This is a genomic window from Virgibacillus chiguensis, from assembly GCF_900129865.1.
Taxonomy (GTDB): domain Bacteria; phylum Bacillota; class Bacilli; order Bacillales; family Amphibacillaceae; genus Virgibacillus; species Virgibacillus chiguensis.
This window is the reverse complement of sequence record NZ_FQXD01000005.1, coordinates 139,890-163,615: the sequence shown is the minus strand read 5'-3', so window position 1 is coordinate 163,615 and position 23,726 is coordinate 139,890. Positions and strand designations below refer to the sequence as shown.

The window sequence follows — 23,726 nt, the reverse complement described above, 5'->3', positions numbered from 1 at the left end:
ATGTCACCACTTCCTTTCTAAATGAATAAGTCTCGGATTACCAGTTTGTATTCCTTCTATCAGTGCTACATGCGCTCGTGTTACAAATATTTGGGTGCGAAAGGCAAAAATAGCTGTATCTCCAATTTCTATTTGAAAGTTATCCGATTTATCTATAGAACCATAGTAGTCGATAGATTCTGGGCTGCTGTTATAAGCACGAACGTATCGTTTCAATATACTTTGTTCCTCATGTCCTACAAAACAGCCTTCCATATTAGAACGTCCATAATACCCTCCCGCTATTACTTGATATTGCTCTTTGAACCTGTGCGATACCTCAGAAACATAAATAATAGCTGGCTTTTCAGGTAAATCACAATATGCATGTAATGGGGTTGTACCTGTTAACCCATGCCCCGGCTCACCGTGTGTAACACCTTGTAAGGCTAGATGAGGTATTGTTTGACAGCTAGTTCCCCCTGGGCCATTGACTTGCTTTATTTCAATTCCTTCATTCTCTAAAATGGCTCTCGCCTGCATTAACGTATGCATATTAGTTGTAGGAATCATTTTCGTCTCTGTTTGGTTTATTTCCAAGTTGGGAAACGTAGTAACGCCAACAATATTTACACCTGATAATTTTCGAATTTCGGCAACTGTCTTAGAAAGATGCTCTAAGGGGATTCCGCCTTCCTGGGAACTATACATTTTATCATTTAAACCATAGACCTTGAGTAAGATATTTTGCTTCATTCCAAGCTTCACTGCACTTTCTGATAATTGCTTGGCTCTTTCATAGGAAAATATCGTAACTACCTCTGGCTCCCAGCTTAATACTTCATTCCACTGCATTTTCCCTGGTTGAACTAGATGACCAATATTTCCAATAGCTACTCCATTTTCAGCCAAAACTTTACCTTCATCAAAATCTACGGCAACAGCTTTTTCAATACCATTGTCTGTAAAAATTTTCGCCAACTCGGGAATTCGCCCAAGTTGTTTTGTCATAAAATAAAGATTAAAATGATGATCATTAGCCGTTTTTGCCATCATTCGTGTATTCTCTTTTAGTATGTCCACATCTATTATATATGTGTTCGGCGGGATTTCCCCAGATTGATGAAAAGTAACACCAGTCTTTATTAGTTGTGGATTTCTACGTTTGGTTACGTCCAAAAACATGGGCATCCTCCTGCTTTCTGTTGAAAACTGTATTTATTGTACTGATTTTATTGCTTTATCTAAAATGCTTAAAACCGTTGAAGATCCAGATTTCATTGGGTTAATTCGTAAGCCATACTCTTTTAACTTTGGCTCGGCGGCAATAAAACTGCCTGAAACACGATAGATCATTGGTATAATTTCATACTTAGACTCTGCCCCCACCGGGTGTGTTGCTGCCCCCAATTGATTGCTCACTTTAATAACTGCTTGAGCAATTGGCTGTCGCAGTTCTACAATAATCACTTTTGATTGTGCATTTACCATATATGCATGATCAATTCCTTCAATTATACCTTCATTTAAGTGCTTACAAACTTCTTCCACCTGTTCATTTTGCGTAGCAAGAGCTACAGGCGCAAAGGTCATCATGCGCAACAGTTCCATTGCTTCATATCCTTGAATCTGGCCACCGCCTGAATAATTTCTTTCTTGAAGCAAGTTGATCGCTTCACTCTTACCAACAATTATCCCAATTCCTTCTGGTCCAAGTACTTTAAATCCAGAAAAAGTGGAATAATCCGCCCCAAACTCAACACCAATCCCATACGCCTTCATAGCGCAATAATTATCATCAACAACAATGGCGATATCTGGTCGTTCCTGTTTAACCATTTGAATAACTGTCTTTAAATCATAGATATCAGTAGGTGTTTGGCGTGCATGTTGAACATAAAAAACTTTACAAGTATCCTCTGCTGTTACTGCTCTTTTAACAGCTTCCACATCATTATAATTTACTTTCTTTGTTTTAATTCCCAGCATTTGAATGGTATCCTGAGTCGTTGTATATACTGGGGCATCGTGAATGAACATTTGATCTCCTGCTGACATCAATGTACTTAGTATAGTACGAATTGCGCCAGTGCCAGCCCCTCGCACTAGTGAAGCATCCTCTACACCAAAAAATGTAGCAAGTGTTCGTTCAACCCTTTTTGTTTGTTCTGGCTTTTTATATTTTGGAGCAACCCCTAAATCTCCCATTGATAAAAACTGATCGCCAGAAAAATGCTCACTCATACAATCAACTAATTTAAACTGTAATTGTTGCGCTTCTTTAACGGTTAAAGTTGGAATAACAGAATCGGCGTACTTTAATTTTGATTTATCATAAGCCACTATAAACGCTCCTTTATCGATAAGGCGTTCGCAGGATTATGAATCAGCAAATCATCTATAACATGATTAGAGACGCCCTGCTCCCGTAGAATTGGTACAAACTTATTAAGTACTAAATCATATCCAGGACCACCATGCTTTTTCCAATGAGATTTCCTAGTTAAATCAGCGGAAAGTAAAATTTGTTTTTGAAAACCTCGTTCAATAAAATCGATCAAATACGATAAACGTTCTTCATCTGGCCTATAGTTATTTTTTCCAATTGTATCAAATCCAATATAAACTCCAGAACGAAGCACCTCTAGCACTTCATTTTTATTCGGATTGAGGTCTTGGTGACCAATAATAATTTGATCTTTATCCAAGCCAACGTTAAAAAGCATTTCTACTTGCTCACGACCCATTGTTCCTAACGTCGTATGTGTACTAACCGTTAATCCCGTTGCTAAAGCTGCTTTTCCAGCACCGATAATTAGTTCTTTTTCTACTGGCTTCATCTCATTTAAGCTTGTTCCAACTTCACCTATTATCCCCGGAAATATTCCGCTATCTCCTATTCCCTCTTCTATTTCACGAATAAAATACGCTGCAAACTGATGACGGTCCCAGCTGTTAGCAAAATCAGGAATAAAGGGATTTTTATAAAATCCTGTACAAGTTACAATGTGAACATTTGATTTCTCACTTAACGTTTTTAAACGTGAAACATTTCTACCCATTCCATCATTTGTTAATTCTATTAGCGATCTGCCACCCGCACGATAAAAATGATTCAACTCAGAAATCATACCTTCTTCATCATCTAATATAGTGTCTGGATCATTTTTCACTTTTGATAGATCAATGGATAAATGTTCATGCGCTGCGCATACCCCAAAGTCATCTGTAGTAATCCTACCTCTTACAGTTTGTATCATATCATCACTCCTGTAGTTTCATTCATTTTATTGCGGAATACTCATTAGGCCTAAAGCGACTAGGATGTTAGCGATAATACCTACTGCAATTGCGCCAACAGGACCTACTGCCATACGGACAATCGGACGACCAGCTACTTCATTTAATAGATAAAAACCAGCAATAAAGAAGAAGCCGAACCCAGGTGCAATCATATTAGATGCATTCGCACCACCAATTAATAAAGCGACTTCTAATAGTTTGGTCATAGCACTACGAATATTTTCACCAGAGTTTCTCACACCAGGATATTTGTCTAAAAATCTTGCAATTGAACTTAGTAACATAACTTCTAGAAAACTGATTATTCCACCAACAATTACAGCAATCCAAACATTTGGCGAAAATAAGCCGACAACAAAAATTAATGTAAACCCAACCGGACTATAAACACCTGTCGCAATCGCAGTACTAGCTACTAGTGGAATAAATCCAATTGCTCTAGCTGCAGCTGCAATCCCAGCATCTGTAATTTTTCCTTCTGCAATTAGATTGAGAGAAATTGGATCACCAGCCATGATTAATAAATTTGTCGCTCCTGCAATGAGAGCCCCTATAATGACAAAATATATGACATTATTTTTAATAGATTTAACCTTTTCACTAAACATGGCAGCCAAATCAACAGAAGATCCTTCATCCCCTTTTTCTTTCATTGCATAGAAAAATAGAAAGATCATTCCAACAATGAGTGCCATACCTTCTTGATTTAATTGAATAACATTTTCACCAATGGAAAGGAATCCGCTTTCATTAACAAATACGGTAAGCTGCCGTACCAAAGCTGCTAAAACAAATGTTAGAATACCTTTTTTAATACTAAATTGCATAGCAACTGCTAAAGCTGGAAAAGCCATGAACGTTACTACAACAGGAGTTCCCACTTCTCCTAATGGTTCTAAAAAATTAACAGGTAAATAATCAAAGAGCTTCACAAAGCTTTCTAAACCTGCTAATAATGCCCATCCGTATAATCCTCCAACGGCAGCTGCTAGAGGGGTTCCCCATTTATTCTTTGGTGTGATTAAACCGATAATATCTGTACCTAGTAAAATGCTATGAATCAAAATAATACTAGCTGATAATGTAAAAGGGATACCAAACCCAATGACTAATCCAAAGCTCATTGCAAAAGCCGTTACTCCTAATTCTCTACGCTTTAGCCTTCCTTCAATATGTTCTCCGACGACTGGTCTTAAACCATCGTTAAACACTGCAATATTTTGGTTTGCTAAAATGGCCGCCATCGCTCCAATTAACACAATAAATAAAGTCTCCATAGCTTACAAAGCACCTCCTTTACTATTTATTTCTTAATGCATTAATAATCATTGGTACCGCAGCATCGACATGATCTGCAGTAAAACCAAATGCTTTTCTACCGCTGTTAACCGCTTCGATAATATTATCATTATTTGGCTTCCTACCAGGCATGGAAACTGTTTCACATTGATCTCTTCCAATTAAGGCAATAGCCATAGCCAATGCACCTCCACCACCAGTATGACAAGCACCCACATAATAATCTGCTTGGTTTGACTTTATAGCCATTGCAGCATCTAAATCTGATTTAATTACCGTTTCAATGGATGAATCCATTTCCTTTATTAGTGACTCTATTGTCTTTTTTTCTACTTGACCACCGATAACAATTTTCATTTTATTGTCCTCCTTGTGAATTTAAATTGATTACATTTGTGTAATGCATATATAAAAACTCCTTCTCTCCTTCTGGCAAAGGCGCCCCCCATTTGTTTTCAATAAAGAAAACGTGCTCCTTTGCCAACGGAAAGTAATTGGAATTTTTTACTTCTTTCATTAACTCAACTGCAGGTTTTTCTACTTCTTCTCCTTTTTCAATACGACTTAAAGCCATCGGTAAATGAGTAAAAAGCATCTCTGCTTGTTCGATATCATGCTTGTTAAGCATTTTTAATAACCTTTCAAATGCAATAGTAGCAATATCATATTCCTTTTGTTTTATTAAGCATTTTTCCAACAACAAGTTTAATCTGTCTTTGAGATCTTGTACGTTCATATCACGCTATCCCCTTACCTTAATAAATTTAGTAATGTGGTAGTTTTTTCTTATTAACTACTAGCTCTTGTATTTCAATAATTTTTCTTGTTTCCAATCCTAAGAGAAAATCATGTACGTCAGTTCGATCTTTTTCAATTAAAATAACGGATGTGGAAGCTTTTTCCGAAAGCATATTTGCTTCTTTTGTTCGAAAGCCTACTTTTTTGAACGTTTTGTTTGTTCTCCTTTCATCTGCATTCCATACTGCCGCATCCAAACTCCCATTTTGCAGATTCTCAAATAGTTGCATGTAATTGATTGGTACTAATTCCACATTAATCTTGTCACATTCCAATAGAGTAATCTTGGATTGATCAATAGATGAAAAGTCTATTCCAACCCGCATGCCATCTTTGATTTGATTGTTGGAAGGGTCTGCTAAAAAAATTTCATGTGCCGTTACGTATGTTTTGGGGCCAAAATTAATAGCTACTTGTAGGTTATCATTATGCTTCATTTCTTCTTCAGCAGCTAACTTAGACATGACAACGAAGTCATATCTACGTGACTTTAACCCTTCCAAACGCTGCTTAGATCCTCTCATGTATGCCAAATCCAAACGTTTATGCATCACATCTGATACCTCAATTAATCCTGTTGCTAAGCCTTCATAACGTGTGGAATAAGGTAATGGCATTGCGCCCATTAAAGAACCTATTCCTGCAATTTCTTTTAATATGTGAATATCTTTATTCATTAAAAAGGTTCCTAAATGCCCTCTAGATTCCAACGTAATTGCATGCAATCTCTCCAATACATTTAATCCACCTTGAATAGTTCCCCGTCCAAAAGATAATTTCTGAACAAAATCTTCTACTCTAGGAATTCTGTCTCCCTCATTGACATCAATGAGCTCTTTAGCAATGCCTTTTGCTGCCAAACCATTTTTCGAAAATAAACTTTCCCATATTCTACTCATTCTTTACTCCTTTCCAATCAATCTACCTTTTTATAACTGAAAACCATTAAATTCTTGTTCATTATCAAGAAAGTAACGTTTCCAAACATCTGGAAGATTGATTCCCTTTTCTAACTTCTTGGCTAAATTAAATGCATTTTTGCAGTTTCCAACCCCCTCTTTAGCAACAATGACTAATCCAGTTGCAAGGTTTTCAGTTGGAACCGTAATAGCTGTTGTGTTGCACATGTTTGCTGAACGTAGAAGATATTTCCCATGATGCTTCGTTAATTCTTGACCAACTTGCCCAAACTGTTGCGGAATTGTTTCACCATAACCATACACATCAATCGGTCCTTCACAGGTTAAAATTAAATCGGCTTCGTTTTCACCTAAAATTTCTTGAATAATGTTTATACCTCTAGCTCGATTATCAATCCCTGTCATGTCTACTTCTAAGAAGGAAATATGCGAACAATCCATTTTTGATAAGTAATATATAACTTTTTCATGCATATCCATTTGATCTGGGCATGTAATCGTTCCTTTTTTTGGAATGGCGATTTTCAACTTCGGTTCTTCCACTAGCTCAAGTTCCTCGTTAATTAAAGTTTCTATAATTGAAGCTAATGTCCACATGTCTTTGGCAATTACGCCAACACTTCCAGTAAAATCTATTCCATCAGTTGATGTCTTTTTTTGCTTTACATGTAACCCGATCCCTGAACCTATCACAGAAGGAAGTTGACAACTCATTGCGGGACCAAGGGTGGAACCTCCACCATCTGTTCCAATTGCGAAATCATTTATTCCTTTTAAAATGTTAATTGGTCCGCCGCTAGAAGAACCTGTCATTAATCGGTAAGTTATTGGGTTATGCAAATCCGTATCTATCGCTCTTCCCTTGCTTGCCGCTTTATCCACTGTTAGCCAAATCATATTTTGATCACTATCTAGCTTGTCTAATACATAATTCGGTATCTGATTCGTGTCTTTCACTCCAAAAAACAAAGCACCTTGACCTTTACTTATTCTCTCTGTGTTCCAGTCATAATTAATAGCTACCACAGATCTTCCTAACTCTCTTTCTGCTAAAGCGAGCCTATTTTTTGCTATCAATTTTAAAACTTCCAATCTTTATTGTATGATCACTTAATTACAACATACAATATACAAAATATTGTATGTTGTAATTATAGCGCTTTCACATTCTAATTTCAACATACTTTTTAAATTATGTTGAAATTAGAATGTGATTTATACAAAAAAACTATCATAAATACATTAAAAGCCACCTTTTCACAATAAAGTGGCTATCTAGTCTGCTAATGTAATTTTTCCTTTCATCACTGTGGGATACTGTCTTAATGATTTCTCCCAACCCTCCTATTTTTTAACGTCCACCCTCGTCAATCTGTTCATCATAAACAACAACACAAACGAAAAACCAATGCTAATGAGCGCATAATAGGTAGCAATTTTTGTTTGCCCAGATTCAATAGCAAGATAAATGGCTGTTGGAATGGTTTGCGTCTTTCCTGGAATATTCCCGGCAAACATTAAGGTTGCTCCAAATTCACCAAACGCCCGTGTAAAACTTAAAATAAATCCCGTGGCAATTGACCGATAGGATAACGGAATGGTAATTAGAAATAGCAGCTTCCAATTAGATGCTCCATCTACTTTGGCCGCACCACGAATAGTATCATCAACCATTTGAAAACCGGTTTTCAGTGATTGATACATAAGCGGGAAAGCAACTACACTTGCAGCTATAACCGCTGCAGTGACGGTAAACAACAGGGGTTGTCCGGTTAGCCAGGAGATAGCTTGCCCAACAAAGCTGTTATTACCAAAAATAATAATTAATAAAAAACCAATGACGGTTGGCGGCAAAACAAGAGGAAGGAAGACAACCGTCTCTAAAATGGCGCGTCCTTTCACATTTTTTTCGGTCATCCAATACGCCACAATCATAGCAAATACAAATACAATCCCTGTTGCGATACTGGCTACGACTAACGAAAGTTGAACAGGGTGCCAAGACCACATCATGTATCCTCCACCAGCTTATCACGAATGACAAATCCGTAAACTTCAAATAGCGCTTTACTCGTTTCATTTTGCGCATAGTTATAAAATTGTTCTGCCGCTGCTTGCTTTTCTTGAGAACGTTCATTACCATTTTCAATGACCGCTACATAATAGGATATTGGGGTATGTAATGCGCCATCTATTTTCTCTATAATATCTACTTCGTTCACACGATGGAGATCACTGCTATAGACTATACCAGCAGACACCGCTTTATCTTTTACTAATTGCAAGACATGAGATACGTCTTTAGCAAATACCATTCGCCCTTGCAACTCATCCCAAAAACCCATTTTTTGTAATGCTTCTTGTGCATAGAAGCCTGCTGGTACGGATTCCGGTGTACCAAGAGCAAATTTTTGATTCGTGTTAACAACATTTTGTAGCGTTGAAACAGGACCACCTTGTGGCTGGATAGCAACTAATTGATTATGTAACAATTCCTCGCCCTGTTCAATATACCCTCCCTCTAATAACAGATCGTAATCTTTTTTAGAAGCAGAAAAAAAGACATCAATAGGTGCCCCTTGTTCTACTTGCTTCCGTAGCGCCCCTGTCCCTCCAAAATTAAATGTTACTTCCATATTTGGGTTTTCCTTCTCGAAGTTTTCTTTTATTTCTGTTAATACGTCCATCATGCTGGAAGCCGCAGAAATCGTAAGTTCTATGGAGCCTTTGGCATTTGAGTTAGAGTTAGATGCATTTCCACAAGCAGTTATAATGATGAGCACAGCTACAAGTATGAGTATGGTTTGTTTTTTCACATTGCTCCATCCTTTTATACGTATCTTATTGTTGCCACTTTATTTCATTCAATAAAAGTGGTTGACTCTCTTCAAGCTTACGTCTTATAATACGAGCCTCTTTCATCATTTTCCTGTTTAACCTTGCTCTAAATCTTTGCTAACTTCCATGACAAGATGTCCCAATTCAGGCAAGATTAACTTTTCCATCGCTAGTTTTACCGCCCCACTAGAACCTGGTATGACAAAAATAACACGATTTTGCGAAACGCCGGCGACTGCTCTTGATAACACGCTTGCTGAACCGATGTCCAATTGGTAACTAAGCATACGAAATAACTCACCAAAGCCAGGTAATTCTTTATCTAATAATGGCTTGACAGCTTCAATGGTGACATCGCGTTTGGAAATGCCTGTACCTCCATTTATAATCACAGCTTCTATGTCTGTTCCATAGCTGTTTATATGCATTTCAATCATGCCTTTTTCATCTGGGATTACATCGTAAGCAGAAACAGCATGACCTTCCTCTCCCAAAAAGGATTGAATGAATCTTCCACTTTTATCGGTTTCCTTATTTCTTGTATCACTGATGGTTAAAATAGCACATGTAACAGCGTTTGGTGATGCCTTTCGATGGTCTTGTAACAATCGTGTAGCCCCCTTAATGTTCTATATTAGCCACATATTTGTGATATTCGGACTGTCGATTTATATTAAAAAATGCTTTGGTATCATCTATTTTCACATAACGTGTAGCTATTTTTTTCAATAAGTGATCAACCTTCCGTTCTTCTTGATCAAGCTGCGTTTTAATCTTGTCTTTTATAGTACAACGAAATAACCCCACAAGAACTTGCATTTTTTCATCTACTATGGGAATAACGGCGTCTATCTCATCTCCCATCTCCCGCAACAAAACCTCTAGTACGTCTGACTTCATAAACGGCACATCGACAGGCAAGGTGAGCAACCACTCTGTTTCACAAGACGTCATTGCGGAATAAATTCCTGCAAGCGGACCATCCCCTTGATAATGCGGGACATCCTCTATGATTTTCACATCCGTATCATCATGCCTAAAGCAAGCCGCTAAAGCGGGACTAGTTACCAAAAAAATCTTGTTAACCAACGGACGCAATACAGCGATGGAAATTTGATAAAAAGCTTTTCCGTCTTTTTTAGCAAATGCTTTTGGGGAGCCAAATCTTCTTGACGCCCCTCCCGCAATGACGGCTCCAGTTATATCCTGTTCCATGGAAGCCCTCCTTTTTAGAGCTATTTAAAGTTATGAGAAATCACCCATTACACTGTAAAGTGAAAGACCGACGACTTTAGTGGTGGAAATTTCAAGAGGTCACCAATAGAAATACAGTGAGGATTTTATCCCACATGGATTGTTTAGTATCCCATTGATATAACATAAATCTTTCAAAGATTATTTAGGTGTTGTTATTTCCGCTTAGACTTGCATTTTCCGATTATTAAAGTGGTATTCAACATAAAATTACCCTCCGCTTACAGGAGGAATAAAAGCAATTGTATCCCCAGCTTTTATAACTTCTGAATCCATTACATATTCCTCATTAATTGCTGTCATCATTGTTTCCATTTGCGATAACGAATAGCTTTCCTGAAGTTGCTTTTTCAATTCATGAATAGTCATTTCTTCAGCCTCTACTTGTAAACGGTCTGTTCCTATGTCTTCTCGAAGCTGTGCAAATAATAAAACCTCTACCATGCATACCCCTCCTTCTATTAAATGACACTTGAAATATAATGTTTATCGTTTAATTAGTCCTTAGCAAAGTGAATTTGCATCGATTCACTCTATTTATCTACGCATCTATTGCTTGAAACTTAGCCACCTATATAAGACATTTCAATTTTTGTCTTATTCTTTGCCGACTCTTCTGTTCGTTCATCCGAGTACCGATCCGTTCTGTTCTGCCACGTCGATACAATCGCTGCACGCACAGCTTCATCACCAGAATTAGAACGTAGTATACTTTTTAGATCTAACCCATTAGATGCAAAGAGGCATGTATATAGCTTCCCATCAGCCGCAACTCTTGCTCTTGTGCAAGTAGAACAAAAAGACTCGGAAACAGAGGTAATAAAGCCAACTTCTGTATTCGTTCCGACATAACGATACCTTTTCGCAACTTCACCAACATAAGCAGGATTTACGGCTTCTAAAGCAAAATGCTTGAATAATTCATCATAAAGTTCTTTTTTTGTCATCACTTGACGAAAGTTCCAACCGTTCGCTGTACCAACGTCCATAAATTCAATAAATCTCAACGTAATTCCACGTTTCTTAAAATAAGTAGCCATTGGAATTACTTGATGATCATTCATTCCTTTTTTTACTACCATATTGACCTTAACGCCTAACCCGACTTCTTTAGCCTTATCAATTCCTCTTAAAATCATTTCTGTTTTGTAAGCGGCATCATTAATTGTCATAAAAACATCGTCGTTTATGGCATCTAAGCTCACATTCACCCTATGCAAACCTGCCTCCTTCAAACGAGGAGCCATACGCTCCAATAATGAGGCGTTCGTTGTCAATGCAACATCTTCTAATCCATGAATAGACATTAGCTTATCAATTAACACTGGTAAATCTTTACGCAACAAAGGCTCTCCGCCCGTTAAGCGAATTTTCCTTATTCCTAATGAAACAAAAATTTTCGCCACTCGCTCTATCTCTTCAAATGAAAGCAACTGCTCTCTTTTCATAAACGAAAAATCGTTGCCAAACATTTCCTTTGGCATACAATATCTACAACGAAAATTACAACGATCTGTCACAGAAATCCGCAAGTCATGTAAAGGACGTCCAAATTTATCTTTCATTTCAGACAAGTAACCCCCTCCTTTTCCCTTCCTTCTTACGTCCATTCTAACAGAATTAATCTTTAAAAACCTTACAAAATCGTGAATTGTTAGAATAAAGAAGCTGTGTAGCACAAAAGCAATTTAGAGGGGTAAAGTAAGCACAAGGAGTGGAGGTTTATTCACCCTCCACTCCTTGCTATTACTCCAAGAATAGTCTACAAACCATTGAACAAATTATACATTCATGTATTCTGTATAATCTATACCTCATTTTAGAAAGAGAAAGAAAGCTCAAAGCATTTTTCTTTAAGGCAAGTTTATACTTCGTTCATGCACTTACAACGCTATTTTTGTAGCATCTTTCGGATATCATCACTGAACAAATGCCCATCTAATACGCCTGCCATATGCCCTTTTAAGCTCTCAATTTCTACTAATTCTGCTTCTTTGCCTAATTTCAACAACATATCAACCATACGACGATTATAAATGGTCGGCTGGAGTAAATCACGCGTGCAAGAAATCATTAACACGTTAGCCTGTATTCTGTCTAACGATTCTTCTAATGAACCTATACCGTGAGCGATATCATGCATCATCGTTGCTCGACAAGTATAATACCAATGACTAGCATCCATAACTGGCATTCCCGCTTTCACAGCGTCATACAACTGTTGCTCGTAACCTGTTTTCATATGAAGATATTCGTAAGGAGCTTGTTCATCACTATTTCGCTGATATGTATCTTCATACAGCTCTGGTGTAAACGCACCTGCATTCATCATTTGAATAGCTAAGTGCAAGCCTTCTTCAGGTCCTTGATCGTCCACATAATTACCATTATTCCAATTCGAATCTAGTTCAATTGCTCGCATGGCATGTTGTAGCACATTAAACGATGTTATGACTGGATTTTGTGGATTGGTTATTACTCCAATTACACGTTCTACCATGTCTGGATAGTGGACTGCCCAATTTAATGAAATAAACCCACCAGCTGAAGCCCCCATGACAGCATGTAGTTTCTTAATACCTAGCTGCTTCGTAATAAACTCATGCTGTATACCCGCCATATCACGAAATGTAAATGGCGGAAAATCCATCCCCCATATTTGCCCTGTCTCTGGGTTAATTGTTCTTGGACCTGTTGTAATTACCTTCGGATGATAAGCTTGTACATTCGCCAAATTATCTGTACTAATAACAAAGAATTTATTCGTATCAACTGCTTTATCCGGGCCAATCAAAGAGTCCCAATAGCCGCTTGTCTCATCCTCAGGAGAATACTTTCCTGCCGCATGGCTAGAAGCGCTAAAATAATGTGCCACTACCACTACATTTGATTTGTCTTCGTTTAATTCCCCGTATGTTTCATATCCTAAAGTTACAGGGATCGCTTTCCCGCATTCCAATGTATAACTGTCCAACGAAAATTGCTTTTTTTCAACATGATTCATATCCACCGTAAAGCCTCCCTTTCATCATTTCTTTAGCTGATTGCTTGCTTTTGATCTTCTGTCTTCCCTCCTGTTTCTGGTAGTAAGAAGGAACCAATAAAAAATGATAAGCTTAATAGAATCGCACAATATAATCCAGCCTGGAAGCCAGATACATCAATTAACACTCCCACAAAATAATAGGCAACCGTTTCAAACATATAAGCAAACGACCAGAAGAATCCCATGATTAACGTTAATTTGCTTGGTGTCATATCAGGAAGCTCTTGTGGAATCGTAACCAATGCTGTCATTGGCAAGAACATGAAGAATCCGACCAGTGCTGCCATAGCTAACGCCAATGCACCCGATGTTGTCATGACCATGATTACAGCTGATACCGTCATCGCTAGCCCTGACCAACGAAGTACTGGCAAACGGCGAGCAAATCGCTTCGTTACCATAATTCCAAATATCGTTCCGACTACTCCGGCGATCGCTACTACTGTACTCAGCGTTTTTGGATTGATTGCAGCACTATCTGAAACTGGGAAAATTGTAAGAATAACAATATATAACAATAACAAGCCAGCATAAGTAAACGGAAAGACATAATTAAACTTATCCTTTAAACCATCTTTAAATGTGTATGCTTTCACCGTTTTTTGATCGTTAGAGGTTTGATTTAGTTCAAAATCTTCCCCAAATATGAGCCATAATACGAATAACACAAGACTACAGGCTGTAAAAAACAGGATACTATTTTGCCAAGTTACTAGCCACGTAAAAACAGGTGTTACAACAACCATAGCAATAATACTTCCCACATTATAAGCCGCTGCATTAATCCCATTAATAGTAGAGCGTCGTTTTGGATCAAAATAACGAATAACAATTGGTCCAAAATATACAATATATAGAGCTCCCCCAAAACCAGTAATAAACCTTGTTACAACAAACATCCAATATTCCGTTACGAACACACCTAAACCACTTCCGAGTACAATTAACAACGAAGCAAAAGCAATTGCTTTTTTCGGTTGTAGTTTAACCAAAAACCATGCTGCTAGTAGATTACCTATAATTTTAGCAACCGTAATTGCATTTGAAATAAATGTCGCGGAAGCAAAATCTGTCAACTTAAAATGCTCCATAATTTGCGGGGTCAGTGTCGTCCCCGCAATCCAGCTAACCGCAAAAAATGCATACGTAAAAAACATAATCGTTTCCATGATATATGCCCTAACGCCATTTTTCTGAATCGCTTCATTCATCGTGCTATCCCCAATCTTTATTTTGTGAGAAAATCACTACCCATATCTTGCTTACTCTGATGAAATATGAGCCCCATAGGACCTTCTTTAAAAATTGCTTTATCCATTAATGTTAAGTCCTTGCTAATCAGTGGTGTAAATTCCATTTGTGCCAAGACATCTCTTTCTACATCGATTCCTGGAGCTATTTCTATTAATGTCAATCCATTTTTACGTAGTTCAAACACAGCTCTCTCCGTTACATACAAAACAGATTTTTCATTTTGTTTCGCTACTTTTCCACTGAAGGTAATTTGCTCTACATCGCTGGTAAATTTTTTCACTTTTCCTTCCTGTACGATTACTAACCTTCCATCACATACTTCCATTTTTAACCCGCCAGCTGTAAATGTCCCACAAAAGACAAGCTTTTTGGCATTTTGTGTAATGTTAATAAATCCACCACAGCCCGCAATTTTAGGTCCGAATTTTGAAACGTTTACATTACCTTTATTGTCACATTGAGCCAATCCTAAAAAGGCTATATCTAGTCCTCCTCCATCGTAGTAATCAAACATATACGATTCATCAATAATCGCGTCCGGGTTTATGGAGCATCCAAAATCAAGTCCGCCAACTGGAGTTCCCCCAAATATGCCTGGTTCAATCGTGGGGATGAAATGGTCTTCCTGTCCTTCTTCACTTAATACATTAGCTACCACTTCTGGAACACCAATCCCATAATTAATTACTTTCATTGATTGGGTTAAAGTCTTCGCACTGCGTCTTGCGATTACTTTGCGTATATTTAATGGATAGATAGATTTTTTATCATCAACAATCAAATCACTACGTATAAAAGCTTCATTGTATTGTGTGCCGAATGTTTGCATATGGTTTTCTTTATTTTCTACAACGACGATAGCATCAACTAAGACATGAGGAATGTGAACATTTTTAGGATTTAGTGAAGATTCCCGTACAACCTTTTCAACTTGAACAATTACTTTTCCGCCATTGTTTCTGGCATTCATAGCAAAGGATAGAACATTTAAAGTTAGTGGTTCATCTTCTAAACTTATATTTCCTTTTTCATCAGCAGTTGTACCTTTTAAAATAGCAACATCTATCGGCAGTGTTTTATACGCTAAATAATCTTGACCATCAAATTGAATTTTTTCAACAATATCCTCCGAGGTAACTGCATTTAACTTACCGCCGTCCAAATCAGGATCAACAAAAGTCCCTAAACCGACATGGGAGATTAAACGCGGATGACCTGCTGCACTTTCACGAATGAGCTGTGTAATAACCCCTTGCGGTAAATTATATGCTTCTAACTTATTCTCTGCGACGAGTGGAGCGAGACGAGGAGCCATTCCCCAATGCCCTCCTATTACTCGTTTAATTAATCCTTCATGAGCGTAGTGATTAAGCCCCTTGGATGCACCATTTCCATCCCCTATACCAGCGGCATAGATTAACGTTAGGTTTTGTGGTGTATTCGTTTCGATGTATTTATTTTCAATTGCCATATGAATTTCCTCAGCAACTCCGGTACCAATAAATCCCCCTATTCCAACTCTATCACCTGTGTTAATCAAATGTACTGCTTCTTGAGCAGACATAAATTGTAAGTTATCTTTCATCTCTTTCACACCTTTATGTTTCATGATCTTTACATAACTTGAAACTATTTCAAGTCTGGAAACTATTCGCCAGAGCAAAACAGAATGCGTTTTCATAACTGTTCTCGGTGATTTACGAGAAACTGTTCCTTCTTCACGCTTATGTGTTGCTTTTTTTCTCCCACTAATTGTTCATACTACTTAGACAGCACCTAAAGGCCTCTAAGTCAAATTGGTTATTTAGGTGCTGTTATCTGTACTAAAAAACGTGTATGTGACCCCTTCATTTAAACCAGGAAACTTACAGCACTTTAATGCAGGACAATCTCACACAATCTCAACGCCCAATTTCAGATACGGACTACTCTATCGATTTTAATAGTGTAGCTGTACCCATTCCTCCACCAATACAAAGAGATGCGAGCCCATATGTTATCGTTCGCTTTTGCATTTCATGTACAAGTGTAGTAATAATCCGCGCACCGGAAGCCCCTAAAGGATGACCTAGCGCGATAGCTCCACCATTAACATTTACAGTTGATTCGATCCATTCTTTCGTCCAACCATACATTTCCTGAAGCTCCTTGATTACTCCGATAGATTGAGAAGCAAATGCTTCATTTAACTCTATTAGCTCCACCTGTTCTGGATTCACATCTGTTTTACTAAATAGATGTTGAATTGCTTTTACAGGACCTAACCCCATAACAGCTGGGTCTATTCCACCTTGTCCAACCGCAACAATCTCAGCAATTGGCTCAAGCTGATATTTCATTACTGCAGCTTCAGAAGCTACTAAGAGGATAGCTGCTCCATCATTAATGCCAGAAGCATTTCCAGCAGTAACCGTCCCATCCTTCTTAAACGCTGGTCTTAAACGGGCGAGCTTATCAAAAGTAGTAGAGTAATTGGGATATTCATCTTCTTTAAATGTCATAAGATGCTTTTTACGATCCATAAACTCCACAGGTACAATTTCAGCTTCAAAACGACCACTATCCTTTGCTTTGATAGCTCGTTGCTGCGATTTTAGAGCAAATCTGTCCTGCTCTTCTCTGGTTATATGATATCTTTCAGCAATATTCTCAGCAGTTATCCCCATATGATAATGATGAAATGCATCGGTTAAACCATCTTGAACCATACTGTCATGCAATTGAAGGTTCCCAAGCTTCTTACCAGTTCTAACTTCTGCCGTTGTTACGAAAGGAGCCTGTGACATCACTTCAACGCCACCAACTAACATAAGATCAGCCATATTAGCTAAAATGTTACTATAAGCAGTCATTAAAGATTTCATGCCACTGCCACAAACCATATTCATTGTATAAGCCGGAACGGATACAGGTATTCCAGCTTTTATACTTGCTTGTCTAGCAATGTTTTGCCCCTGCCCCGCAGATAACACATTTCCAATAACTACCTCGTCTATTTCACTACCATTTAGTTGATGGTGCTGAATGATACTCTTCATTACTTGAGCAGCTAAATCACTGGGCGGTACAGAAGCAATTGTACCTAAAAAAGATCCAATCGCACTTCGTCTAGCATCTATTACATATACTTTTGTCATTAGTAAACCTCCTATTTTACAGCCTTAATCCACCATCTACGGAAAGCACATGACCATTTACATAACTCGACTCATCACTCGCTAAGAATAACGCCGCATTTGCCACTTCCTCAGGACGTCCTAATCTTTTTAATGGTGTTTGATCACGAAGCGGCTGCAACACCTTTTCCGGAACCGTTTTCATCATATCCGTTTCAATAAAGCCGGGAGCAATCACATTCGTACGTACAGCAGCACCTTTACGCGTAAATTCTTTTGCCCATGTATAGCTCATTCCTATGACTCCTGCCTTCGTAGCAGCATAGTTTGCTTGGCCAATATTTCCATAAAGACCTACAATGGACGAAATATTAATAATAGAACCAGACCCGTTCTCCATCATAATGGGAGCAATCGCCTTCGTCATATGAAAAACACCCTTTAAGTTGATATCCATTACTGATTCCCATTTATTATCATCCATTTTCTGTGTCAATGCATCACGAGTGACCCCTGCATTATTGACTAAAACATCGATGCGACCGTACGCTTCTTTGACCGATTGAATACAAGAGTCAATCTCCGCTATGTTTGTAACATCTAACTCCTGATGTTTTACATTATCTGCTGTGAGATTCCCTTTTTGTAAATCTAACGAATAAACAACTTCAGCTCCTTCATAAGCAAATCGCTCACACATCGCCTTACCTAATCCTTGTGCTCCCCCAGTTACCACGACGACTTTGTCTTTTAATTGTTTCATCATCTAACACCTCTTCCTTTCTACTTTCACTTTTCATACCCAACTATAATTATTAGTTATAAAAAAACAACAATATTTCCATTTAGAATGCGTTTACAATTAATTGATATGAACTATTTATAATCATAATCCTATATAAACCCGTTGTATAATACATAAAAGTTCTTGGAGTAATAACTAATAGTTATAGACAGTGAAGATTTTCCTATACAGGTAGAAATAACCGCACTATCCATCTTTAGAAAAAATAGGCTTATGGCGAAAGCTGTAGTTCCTATAGTATAACAAAGGCTCAGGGCGCCGTTTAGCAACGTAGCTACTGGAACGAATCAACGAAAGTTTTAGGAATCATGCTCCTGCAACAGGAGTATGCCGGCGCCCTCCGGCAAGCCCGTCTTTAGTCGGCCTTCCTATTTAGAACGAACCGATGATGACTTAGCTTAGGCAATGGAGTGAAGTAGCCTAGTTGCTGGGCGCTGGAGCAGGACGTGGCTACATAACTTAGTAAGTTTATCCACAGCTGCTAAATTTTATAAAAAAGCTTAGATTATTGAGCTAAGCCTTGAGAAGAAGGCTATCTTTTTTTGCTTATACCATAACCACTATAATAATGTACCGCTATATTTATCCAAAGGTACTCTCCTTAGCTTAATGATATATTTTCATATAAAACAATGGGGAACCTGAATAAGAATGATCATATTTCTTAGGACGTAAAAAACCACAGTATGACAGCACTGTGGTAGGAAGCAAATCTTAGACTTTTTAAACTGCTCTTTTATACGCAATTACTATACTTTTTCATTCACATGTTGCAACTGTACGAACAGTATGATCAATAAAAACTTTCATTACATGTGTAACATATTGCTCTCTATTTAAGAGGAATCCCACTTTCCACTTTAAACAATTAGGACGGATAGGTATAATGTGTATTTGTCTGTTTTCCACCCGTGACAAAATTGGTCGAGGGAGGATAGTAACCCCTTGATTTTGCGCAACAAGTTCCACAAGAAAATCCCACTGAGAACTTTCAAATAAAATATTAGGCTTAAACCCTGCGTCCTGACAATACTGAACAACATGGTGATGGAGCATAAACGTTTTATCCAAAAGAAGGAATTCTTCTTCTTTTAAGTTTGCAATGGAAACAGCTTCTCTCTGCGCCAAAGGATGATGATGATGGACAACTAAAACACTTTCATCCTCCATAATTGGTATATATTCAAACTGGTTTTCGTCCACAGGAGCTATTACTACCCCTAGATCAATTTTGCCGTTATATAAATTATGCTCGACCATCTTCGCGCCATTTTCTATAATATGCAATTTGATATCAGGGAAACTTTCTTTAAATGTTGTTAACACTTTGACAAATATACTAGATCCTATTACGGGTGGTAGCCCGACAATCACTTCTCCTTTATTCAACTTGCTTTGGTCATAAAGAGATGCCTTCAATGAATCAAAAGCATTTAAAACAGCTTCCGCCTGGACAAAAAATAGTTGGCCGATTTCAGTTAGTTTTATTTCTTTATCTGATCGATCTAACAACTGTACTTCTAATTCAGACTCCAAGTTTTTCATTGTTTTGCTCAAGGCTGGTTGGGATATATGAAGATTTTTTGCAGCTAACGTAAAGTTCTTCTTTTTTACAATTTCTATAAAATATTTTAACTCACGAATATCCATTAATATTATCTTCTCCTCTGTTTAACCAAAATTTAAAGCAGACGACACTAAATGAGAATACTTGATAATATTTTAACTTATTCTAGCATGTATCTGTCTTTAAAATTTAGCAATAAAAGCACAATGAAATGTATCCGGAATAAAAATCACCTTTACTTATTTATCAAGAAGACAAGCCCGAAGCTTTACCTCGATTTTTCCAAAACGCAACAATAAGCCACACAATGTTTATGATAACACCTAGGATACTCACAATAAGAACACTACTTAGTTGCAACATGTTATGATTGACTAATCCAATTATAAGTACGATAACAATTGTTGATAGCAATATAACAATGCCGATGACACAAAATATAGCCATTATTATCTTGATCCAATTTAATCCGATTGCATATAGTATTACTGGAATAAGGTAGAAAAAAAGTATCATAGCAATAGAAAGCCACATGCCTACTGAGTTAAATTGATTTGCATTGTCCCCCATTTCCGATAAAGGCGACAACGAACCTGCGATAATTAACGCACTAAATAAAAATGCCGATAAAACCGTTAAAGCAATGATATATTTTTTGTTCTTCATAAAAACGCTTCCTATCTATTTATATTAGCAAAGCCAGTTACTGAACCTTTTCATTAACCATTATCCTTTCCAGTGCATTGAACGTTTACTTATGTCAACTATGTTTTTAAGCCACTAAAAGAAGATTACTCATCGCACATTAGAAGGACTTTGTTTTTAGAATAACTTAGCTTGTCGCCAAGTCTTATGGCGAATGGCATCGTTTTTCTTATACTATAGACCTTTAAATTTTTGTACTTTCCTATAGTAGAACAAAAAAATAGTAGAATCAGAAAACGTAAAGACCGTTAAAAAAGATTAATTTTTCAACAACTATATATAAACTATTATAACGAAAATGGTAGTTTCTCACTTCCAATAGACTGCCAGCATATCTGAGGAGTTAACCATCGTTGCTTGTTTATACATCTTTCGGTACTATATTTACAGGTCACTTTTGCAACAGTTTTACACCTTGTATTGCACTTTGGTTATAAGCAACTTCACCGTTCCTGCAGGGGTTTCTACAGACACTTCCTCATTTATTTTCCTTCCAAGTAATGCCCTCCCTATTGGGGAATTATCAGAGATCTGTAATTTTTTCGCATCTACTTCTGCAGCACTAACAACCTGAAAAGTTTCTTCTTCGCCATCTGGGTATTCTTTAAACGTCACCAACGCCCCATGTTGAACCACGTCGCTATTTGCTTCTCCAATTATTTCTGCACGAGCAAGAATAGATTCTAATTCTGAGATTTGCTCCTGTATTTTGTTTAACTCATCTAAAGATCTATCGAATTCAGGATCTTCATGAAAATCGCAAAATGCCCGGCCTGCCTTCACTTGTTTATTTGCCTCAACCAATTTTTCTTCCTTTAACGTATTCCATTTCTCTTGTAGTTCTTCATAACCTGCTTTTGTTACAGGTATTGTTTTTTTCATATCATTTTCCTCCACGATCGTAGCAATTCAATTCCCTTAAACCCAAGCATACTATAATTTTAGGAAAACGAGCGAACAACTGAACTCCGTGTATTAGAAGTATACAGTCGCTTACAATTTTCTTTTCATTATCTTTAAAAAGAGATACATTAGCCCCACACCAACTCCAAAACCGATTAAACTGCCCCATAATAACTTATTAACGATTATAGAAATAATGACCATTGTGAGTATAAGCCCTCCCATCATCGCTACGAATTGCTTAGCCATCCATACCCCCCTATAAAAAGTAAATCATGTTTAAGCGTGCCCTTTTATCATTATTCTAACATTTCCCATATATTCCTAACATAGAACTATAGAATTAACTTTTGATCACGGGGTGAGCGAAGTTCTGATCGGGATGAGCGAATTCTTACTCAGGGTGTGCGGATTCTTGATCGGAGTGAGCGAATCTTGCTCAGGATGAGCGGATTCTTAATCGGAGTGAGCGAAGTTCTGCTCAGGGTGTGCGGATTCTTGATCGGGATGAGCGAATTCTTGCTTGGGGCGAGCGTATTCTTGATCGGGATGAGCGTATTCTTAATCGGGGCGAGCGAATTTTGCTCAGGACGAGCGTATTCTTGATCGGGATGAGCGAATCTTGCTCAGGATGAGCGTATTCTTGATCGGGGTGAGCGAATTTTGCTCAGGACGAGCGGATTCTTGATCGGGATGAGCGAATCTTGCTCAGGATGAGCGTATTCTTGATCGGGGCGAGCGAAGTTCTGCTCAGGGTGAGCGTATTCTTGATCGGGATGAGCGTATTCTTGATCGGGACGAGCGAATTTTGCTCCGGATGAGCGTATTCTTGCTCCGGATGAGCGTATTCTTGCTCAGGACGAGCGAAGTTCTGATCGGGATGAGCGTATTCTTACTCGGTTAGGTCGACTTTCCAGCAGTGATGAGCAACTTTACTTACAGCTAGAGCGAGTGCAGGCGGCTTGTCCAAGCCGCCTGCGTACCTCGTCATTATGTGCCTGTTTTCTTCTTCTTTATCTTTTTTTCCTTTTCTTTGGTGAGCGATGGTTGTTTTGGTTTTGGCTTTTCTTGTTTTACACGCTCTAACGAAGCTTGTAAAGCATCCATTAAGTTTGTAGCTGCATCAGGGGAAGGCTTATCTTGTGCTGTTGCTGTTTGCTCATTATTTTTCTTTTGTTCAATTAAGTCTAACAATGCATGACGATACTCATCCTTGTATTTTGTCGGTTCAAACGTCGTTGATAACTGATCAATGAGCATCTTTGCTGTATCTAATGCTTGAGGATCTGTTTCCACTTCCTTTGGTATGTTAGGTACATCTTCAACACGACGCACTTCATCTGGATAATGTATGGTTTCCACAACTAGTGTGTCCTCATAGACACGAATAATGGCCAATTGTTCTTTAGAACGAATCATCATTTTCGCAATGCCAATTTTTCCAGTTTCTTTCAAAGCCTTTCGTAAAAGCCCGTAAGCTTTCGCTCCACCTTCATTCGGCGATAAAAAATAACTTTTCTCATAATAAATTGGATCCACTTCAGCCAACTGCACAAAGTCCATGATTTCGACTGCTTTATCTGCCTGTTCTTGCTTTAACGCTTCTAACTCTTCTTCATCTAACACAACGAACTTATTCTTTGCATATTCATATGCTTTCACAATCTCTTCATTCTCTACTGGCCGGTCACATACCGGACATGACCGTTCATATTTAATCGGTGATTGACACTCCTTATGCAATTGCCTTAATTTAATATCTTTATTTTCAGTTGCCGCATGCATTTTCACAGGAATATTTACAAGCCCAAAGCTAATCGTTCCTTTCCACATCGTATGCATTCTCATTCCTCCTTAGGCTTAGTTTTCCAAAGCAATTCATTTTTATCCATCTGATTAATATATACACTTTGGCAAAAACTAAGTGAGGGAAGACGAA

At 37.9% G+C, this 23,726-nt stretch carries 24 protein-coding genes; all 24 read right to left on the bottom strand.

The genetic code is table 11. The features are described from left to right. Positions 1-3: 3 nt before the first annotated feature. The 24 genes from BUB45_RS07695 to ku all read right to left on the bottom strand — a co-directional run bounded on the left by BUB45_RS07695 (position 4) and on the right by ku (position 23,629). Positions 4-1,164, bottom strand: a complete 1,161-nt coding sequence (locus BUB45_RS07695) for a YhfX family PLP-dependent enzyme (protein ID WP_073006975.1) — start codon at positions 1,162-1,164, stop codon at positions 4-6. 33 nt (positions 1,165-1,197) lie between these two features. Continuing rightward, complete coding sequence (locus BUB45_RS07690; RefSeq protein WP_073006973.1) at positions 1,198-2,325, bottom strand: aminotransferase class V-fold PLP-dependent enzyme; 1,128 nt, start codon at positions 2,323-2,325, stop codon at positions 1,198-1,200. After that, complete coding sequence (locus BUB45_RS07685) at positions 2,322-3,239, bottom strand: phosphotriesterase family protein (protein WP_073006971.1); 918 nt, start codon at positions 3,237-3,239, stop codon at positions 2,322-2,324. Before BUB45_RS07685 ends, BUB45_RS07690 begins: the two co-directional genes overlap by 4 nt. A 27-nt stretch (positions 3,240-3,266) precedes the next feature. Next, positions 3,267-4,559 (bottom strand): YhfT family protein, encoded by a 1,293-nt coding sequence (locus tag BUB45_RS07680; protein WP_073006970.1) that lies wholly within the window; start codon positions 4,557-4,559, stop codon positions 3,267-3,269. 22 nt (positions 4,560-4,581) lie between these two features. Beyond that, positions 4,582-4,938 carry a DUF2620 domain-containing protein gene (locus BUB45_RS07675; RefSeq protein WP_073006968.1) on the bottom strand — a complete coding sequence of 119 codons (357 nt, stop codon included), beginning with the start codon at positions 4,936-4,938 and terminating at the stop codon, positions 4,582-4,584. 1 nt (position 4,939) lies between these two features. Then, positions 4,940-5,317 carry a PRD domain-containing protein gene (locus BUB45_RS07670; protein WP_073006966.1) on the bottom strand — a complete coding sequence of 126 codons (378 nt, stop codon included), beginning with the start codon at positions 5,315-5,317 and terminating at the stop codon, positions 4,940-4,942. A 28-nt stretch (positions 5,318-5,345) separates the two neighbouring features. Further along, on the bottom strand, positions 5,346-6,278 hold the full coding sequence (gene yhfZ / locus BUB45_RS07665; protein WP_073006964.1) for a GntR family transcriptional regulator YhfZ: 933 nt from the start codon (positions 6,276-6,278) through the stop codon (positions 5,346-5,348). 30 nt (positions 6,279-6,308) lie between these two features. Further along, the gene (locus tag BUB45_RS07660; RefSeq protein ID WP_084723571.1) at positions 6,309-7,376 is read right to left on the bottom strand and encodes an amidase; all 1,068 of its coding nucleotides are present in this window, start codon (positions 7,374-7,376) and stop codon (positions 6,309-6,311) included. Positions 7,377-7,643: 267 nt separating this feature from the next. Then, positions 7,644-8,312 carry a molybdate ABC transporter permease subunit gene (gene modB, locus BUB45_RS07655; RefSeq protein ID WP_073006960.1) on the bottom strand — a complete coding sequence of 223 codons (669 nt, stop codon included), beginning with the start codon at positions 8,310-8,312 and terminating at the stop codon, positions 7,644-7,646. Beyond that, the gene (gene modA / locus BUB45_RS07650; RefSeq protein ID WP_073006958.1) at positions 8,309-9,115 is read right to left on the bottom strand and encodes a molybdate ABC transporter substrate-binding protein; all 807 of its coding nucleotides are present in this window, start codon (positions 9,113-9,115) and stop codon (positions 8,309-8,311) included. Before modA ends, modB begins: the two co-directional genes overlap by 4 nt. 117 nt (positions 9,116-9,232) lie before the next feature. Then, complete coding sequence (locus tag BUB45_RS07645; RefSeq protein ID WP_073006956.1) at positions 9,233-9,745, bottom strand: MogA/MoaB family molybdenum cofactor biosynthesis protein; 513 nt, start codon at positions 9,743-9,745, stop codon at positions 9,233-9,235. Between the two features lie 13 nt (positions 9,746-9,758). Next, entirely contained in the window at positions 9,759-10,352 is a 594-nt protein-coding gene (gene mobA, locus BUB45_RS07640) for a molybdenum cofactor guanylyltransferase (RefSeq protein ID WP_073006954.1), read from the bottom strand. Positions 10,353-10,601: 249 nt separating this feature from the next. Continuing rightward, on the bottom strand, positions 10,602-10,835 hold the full coding sequence (gene moaD / locus BUB45_RS07635) for a molybdopterin converting factor subunit 1 (protein ID WP_073006949.1): 234 nt from the start codon (positions 10,833-10,835) through the stop codon (positions 10,602-10,604). Positions 10,836-10,954: 119 nt separating this feature from the next. Beyond that, positions 10,955-12,001 carry a GTP 3',8-cyclase MoaA gene (gene moaA / locus BUB45_RS07630; protein ID WP_073006948.1) on the bottom strand — a complete coding sequence of 349 codons (1,047 nt, stop codon included), beginning with the start codon at positions 11,999-12,001 and terminating at the stop codon, positions 10,955-10,957. A 281-nt stretch (positions 12,002-12,282) separates the two neighbouring features. Beyond that, positions 12,283-13,395 carry an alpha/beta fold hydrolase gene (locus BUB45_RS07625; protein WP_073007194.1) on the bottom strand — a complete coding sequence of 371 codons (1,113 nt, stop codon included), beginning with the start codon at positions 13,393-13,395 and terminating at the stop codon, positions 12,283-12,285. 32 nt (positions 13,396-13,427) lie between these two features. Beyond that, positions 13,428-14,648, bottom strand: a complete 1,221-nt coding sequence (locus BUB45_RS07620) for an MFS transporter (protein ID WP_073006946.1) — start codon at positions 14,646-14,648, stop codon at positions 13,428-13,430. 17 nt (positions 14,649-14,665) lie between these two features. Beyond that, on the bottom strand, positions 14,666-16,300 hold the full coding sequence (locus BUB45_RS07615) for an acyl CoA:acetate/3-ketoacid CoA transferase (RefSeq protein WP_084723579.1): 1,635 nt from the start codon (positions 16,298-16,300) through the stop codon (positions 14,666-14,668). Positions 16,301-16,616: 316 nt separating this feature from the next. Further along, positions 16,617-17,828: an acetyl-CoA C-acetyltransferase gene (locus BUB45_RS07610; RefSeq protein WP_073006942.1), complete on the bottom strand. Its 1,212-nt coding sequence runs from the start codon at positions 17,826-17,828 to the stop codon at positions 16,617-16,619. A gap of 16 nt (positions 17,829-17,844) precedes the next feature. Next, positions 17,845-18,573, bottom strand: coding sequence for a 3-oxoacyl-ACP reductase FabG (fabG, locus tag BUB45_RS07605; protein ID WP_244527686.1), 729 nt, complete (start codon positions 18,571-18,573; stop codon positions 17,845-17,847). A 798-nt stretch (positions 18,574-19,371) separates the two neighbouring features. After that, the gene (locus tag BUB45_RS07600; protein ID WP_073006940.1) at positions 19,372-20,262 is read right to left on the bottom strand and encodes a LysR family transcriptional regulator; all 891 of its coding nucleotides are present in this window, start codon (positions 20,260-20,262) and stop codon (positions 19,372-19,374) included. 163 nt (positions 20,263-20,425) lie between these two features. After that, entirely contained in the window at positions 20,426-20,845 is a 420-nt protein-coding gene (locus BUB45_RS07595; RefSeq protein WP_073006939.1) for a DUF5391 family protein, read from the bottom strand. 447 nt (positions 20,846-21,292) lie between these two features. After that, on the bottom strand, positions 21,293-21,766 hold the full coding sequence (locus BUB45_RS07590; RefSeq protein WP_073006937.1) for a GreA/GreB family elongation factor: 474 nt from the start codon (positions 21,764-21,766) through the stop codon (positions 21,293-21,295). A gap of 111 nt (positions 21,767-21,877) precedes the next feature. Then, positions 21,878-22,036 (bottom strand): hypothetical protein, encoded by a 159-nt coding sequence (locus tag BUB45_RS19815; protein ID WP_170861728.1) that lies wholly within the window; start codon positions 22,034-22,036, stop codon positions 21,878-21,880. A 741-nt stretch (positions 22,037-22,777) separates the two neighbouring features. Next, positions 22,778-23,629, bottom strand: a complete 852-nt coding sequence (gene ku, locus BUB45_RS07585) for a non-homologous end joining protein Ku (protein ID WP_073006935.1) — start codon at positions 23,627-23,629, stop codon at positions 22,778-22,780. Positions 23,630-23,726 lie beyond the last annotated feature (97 nt).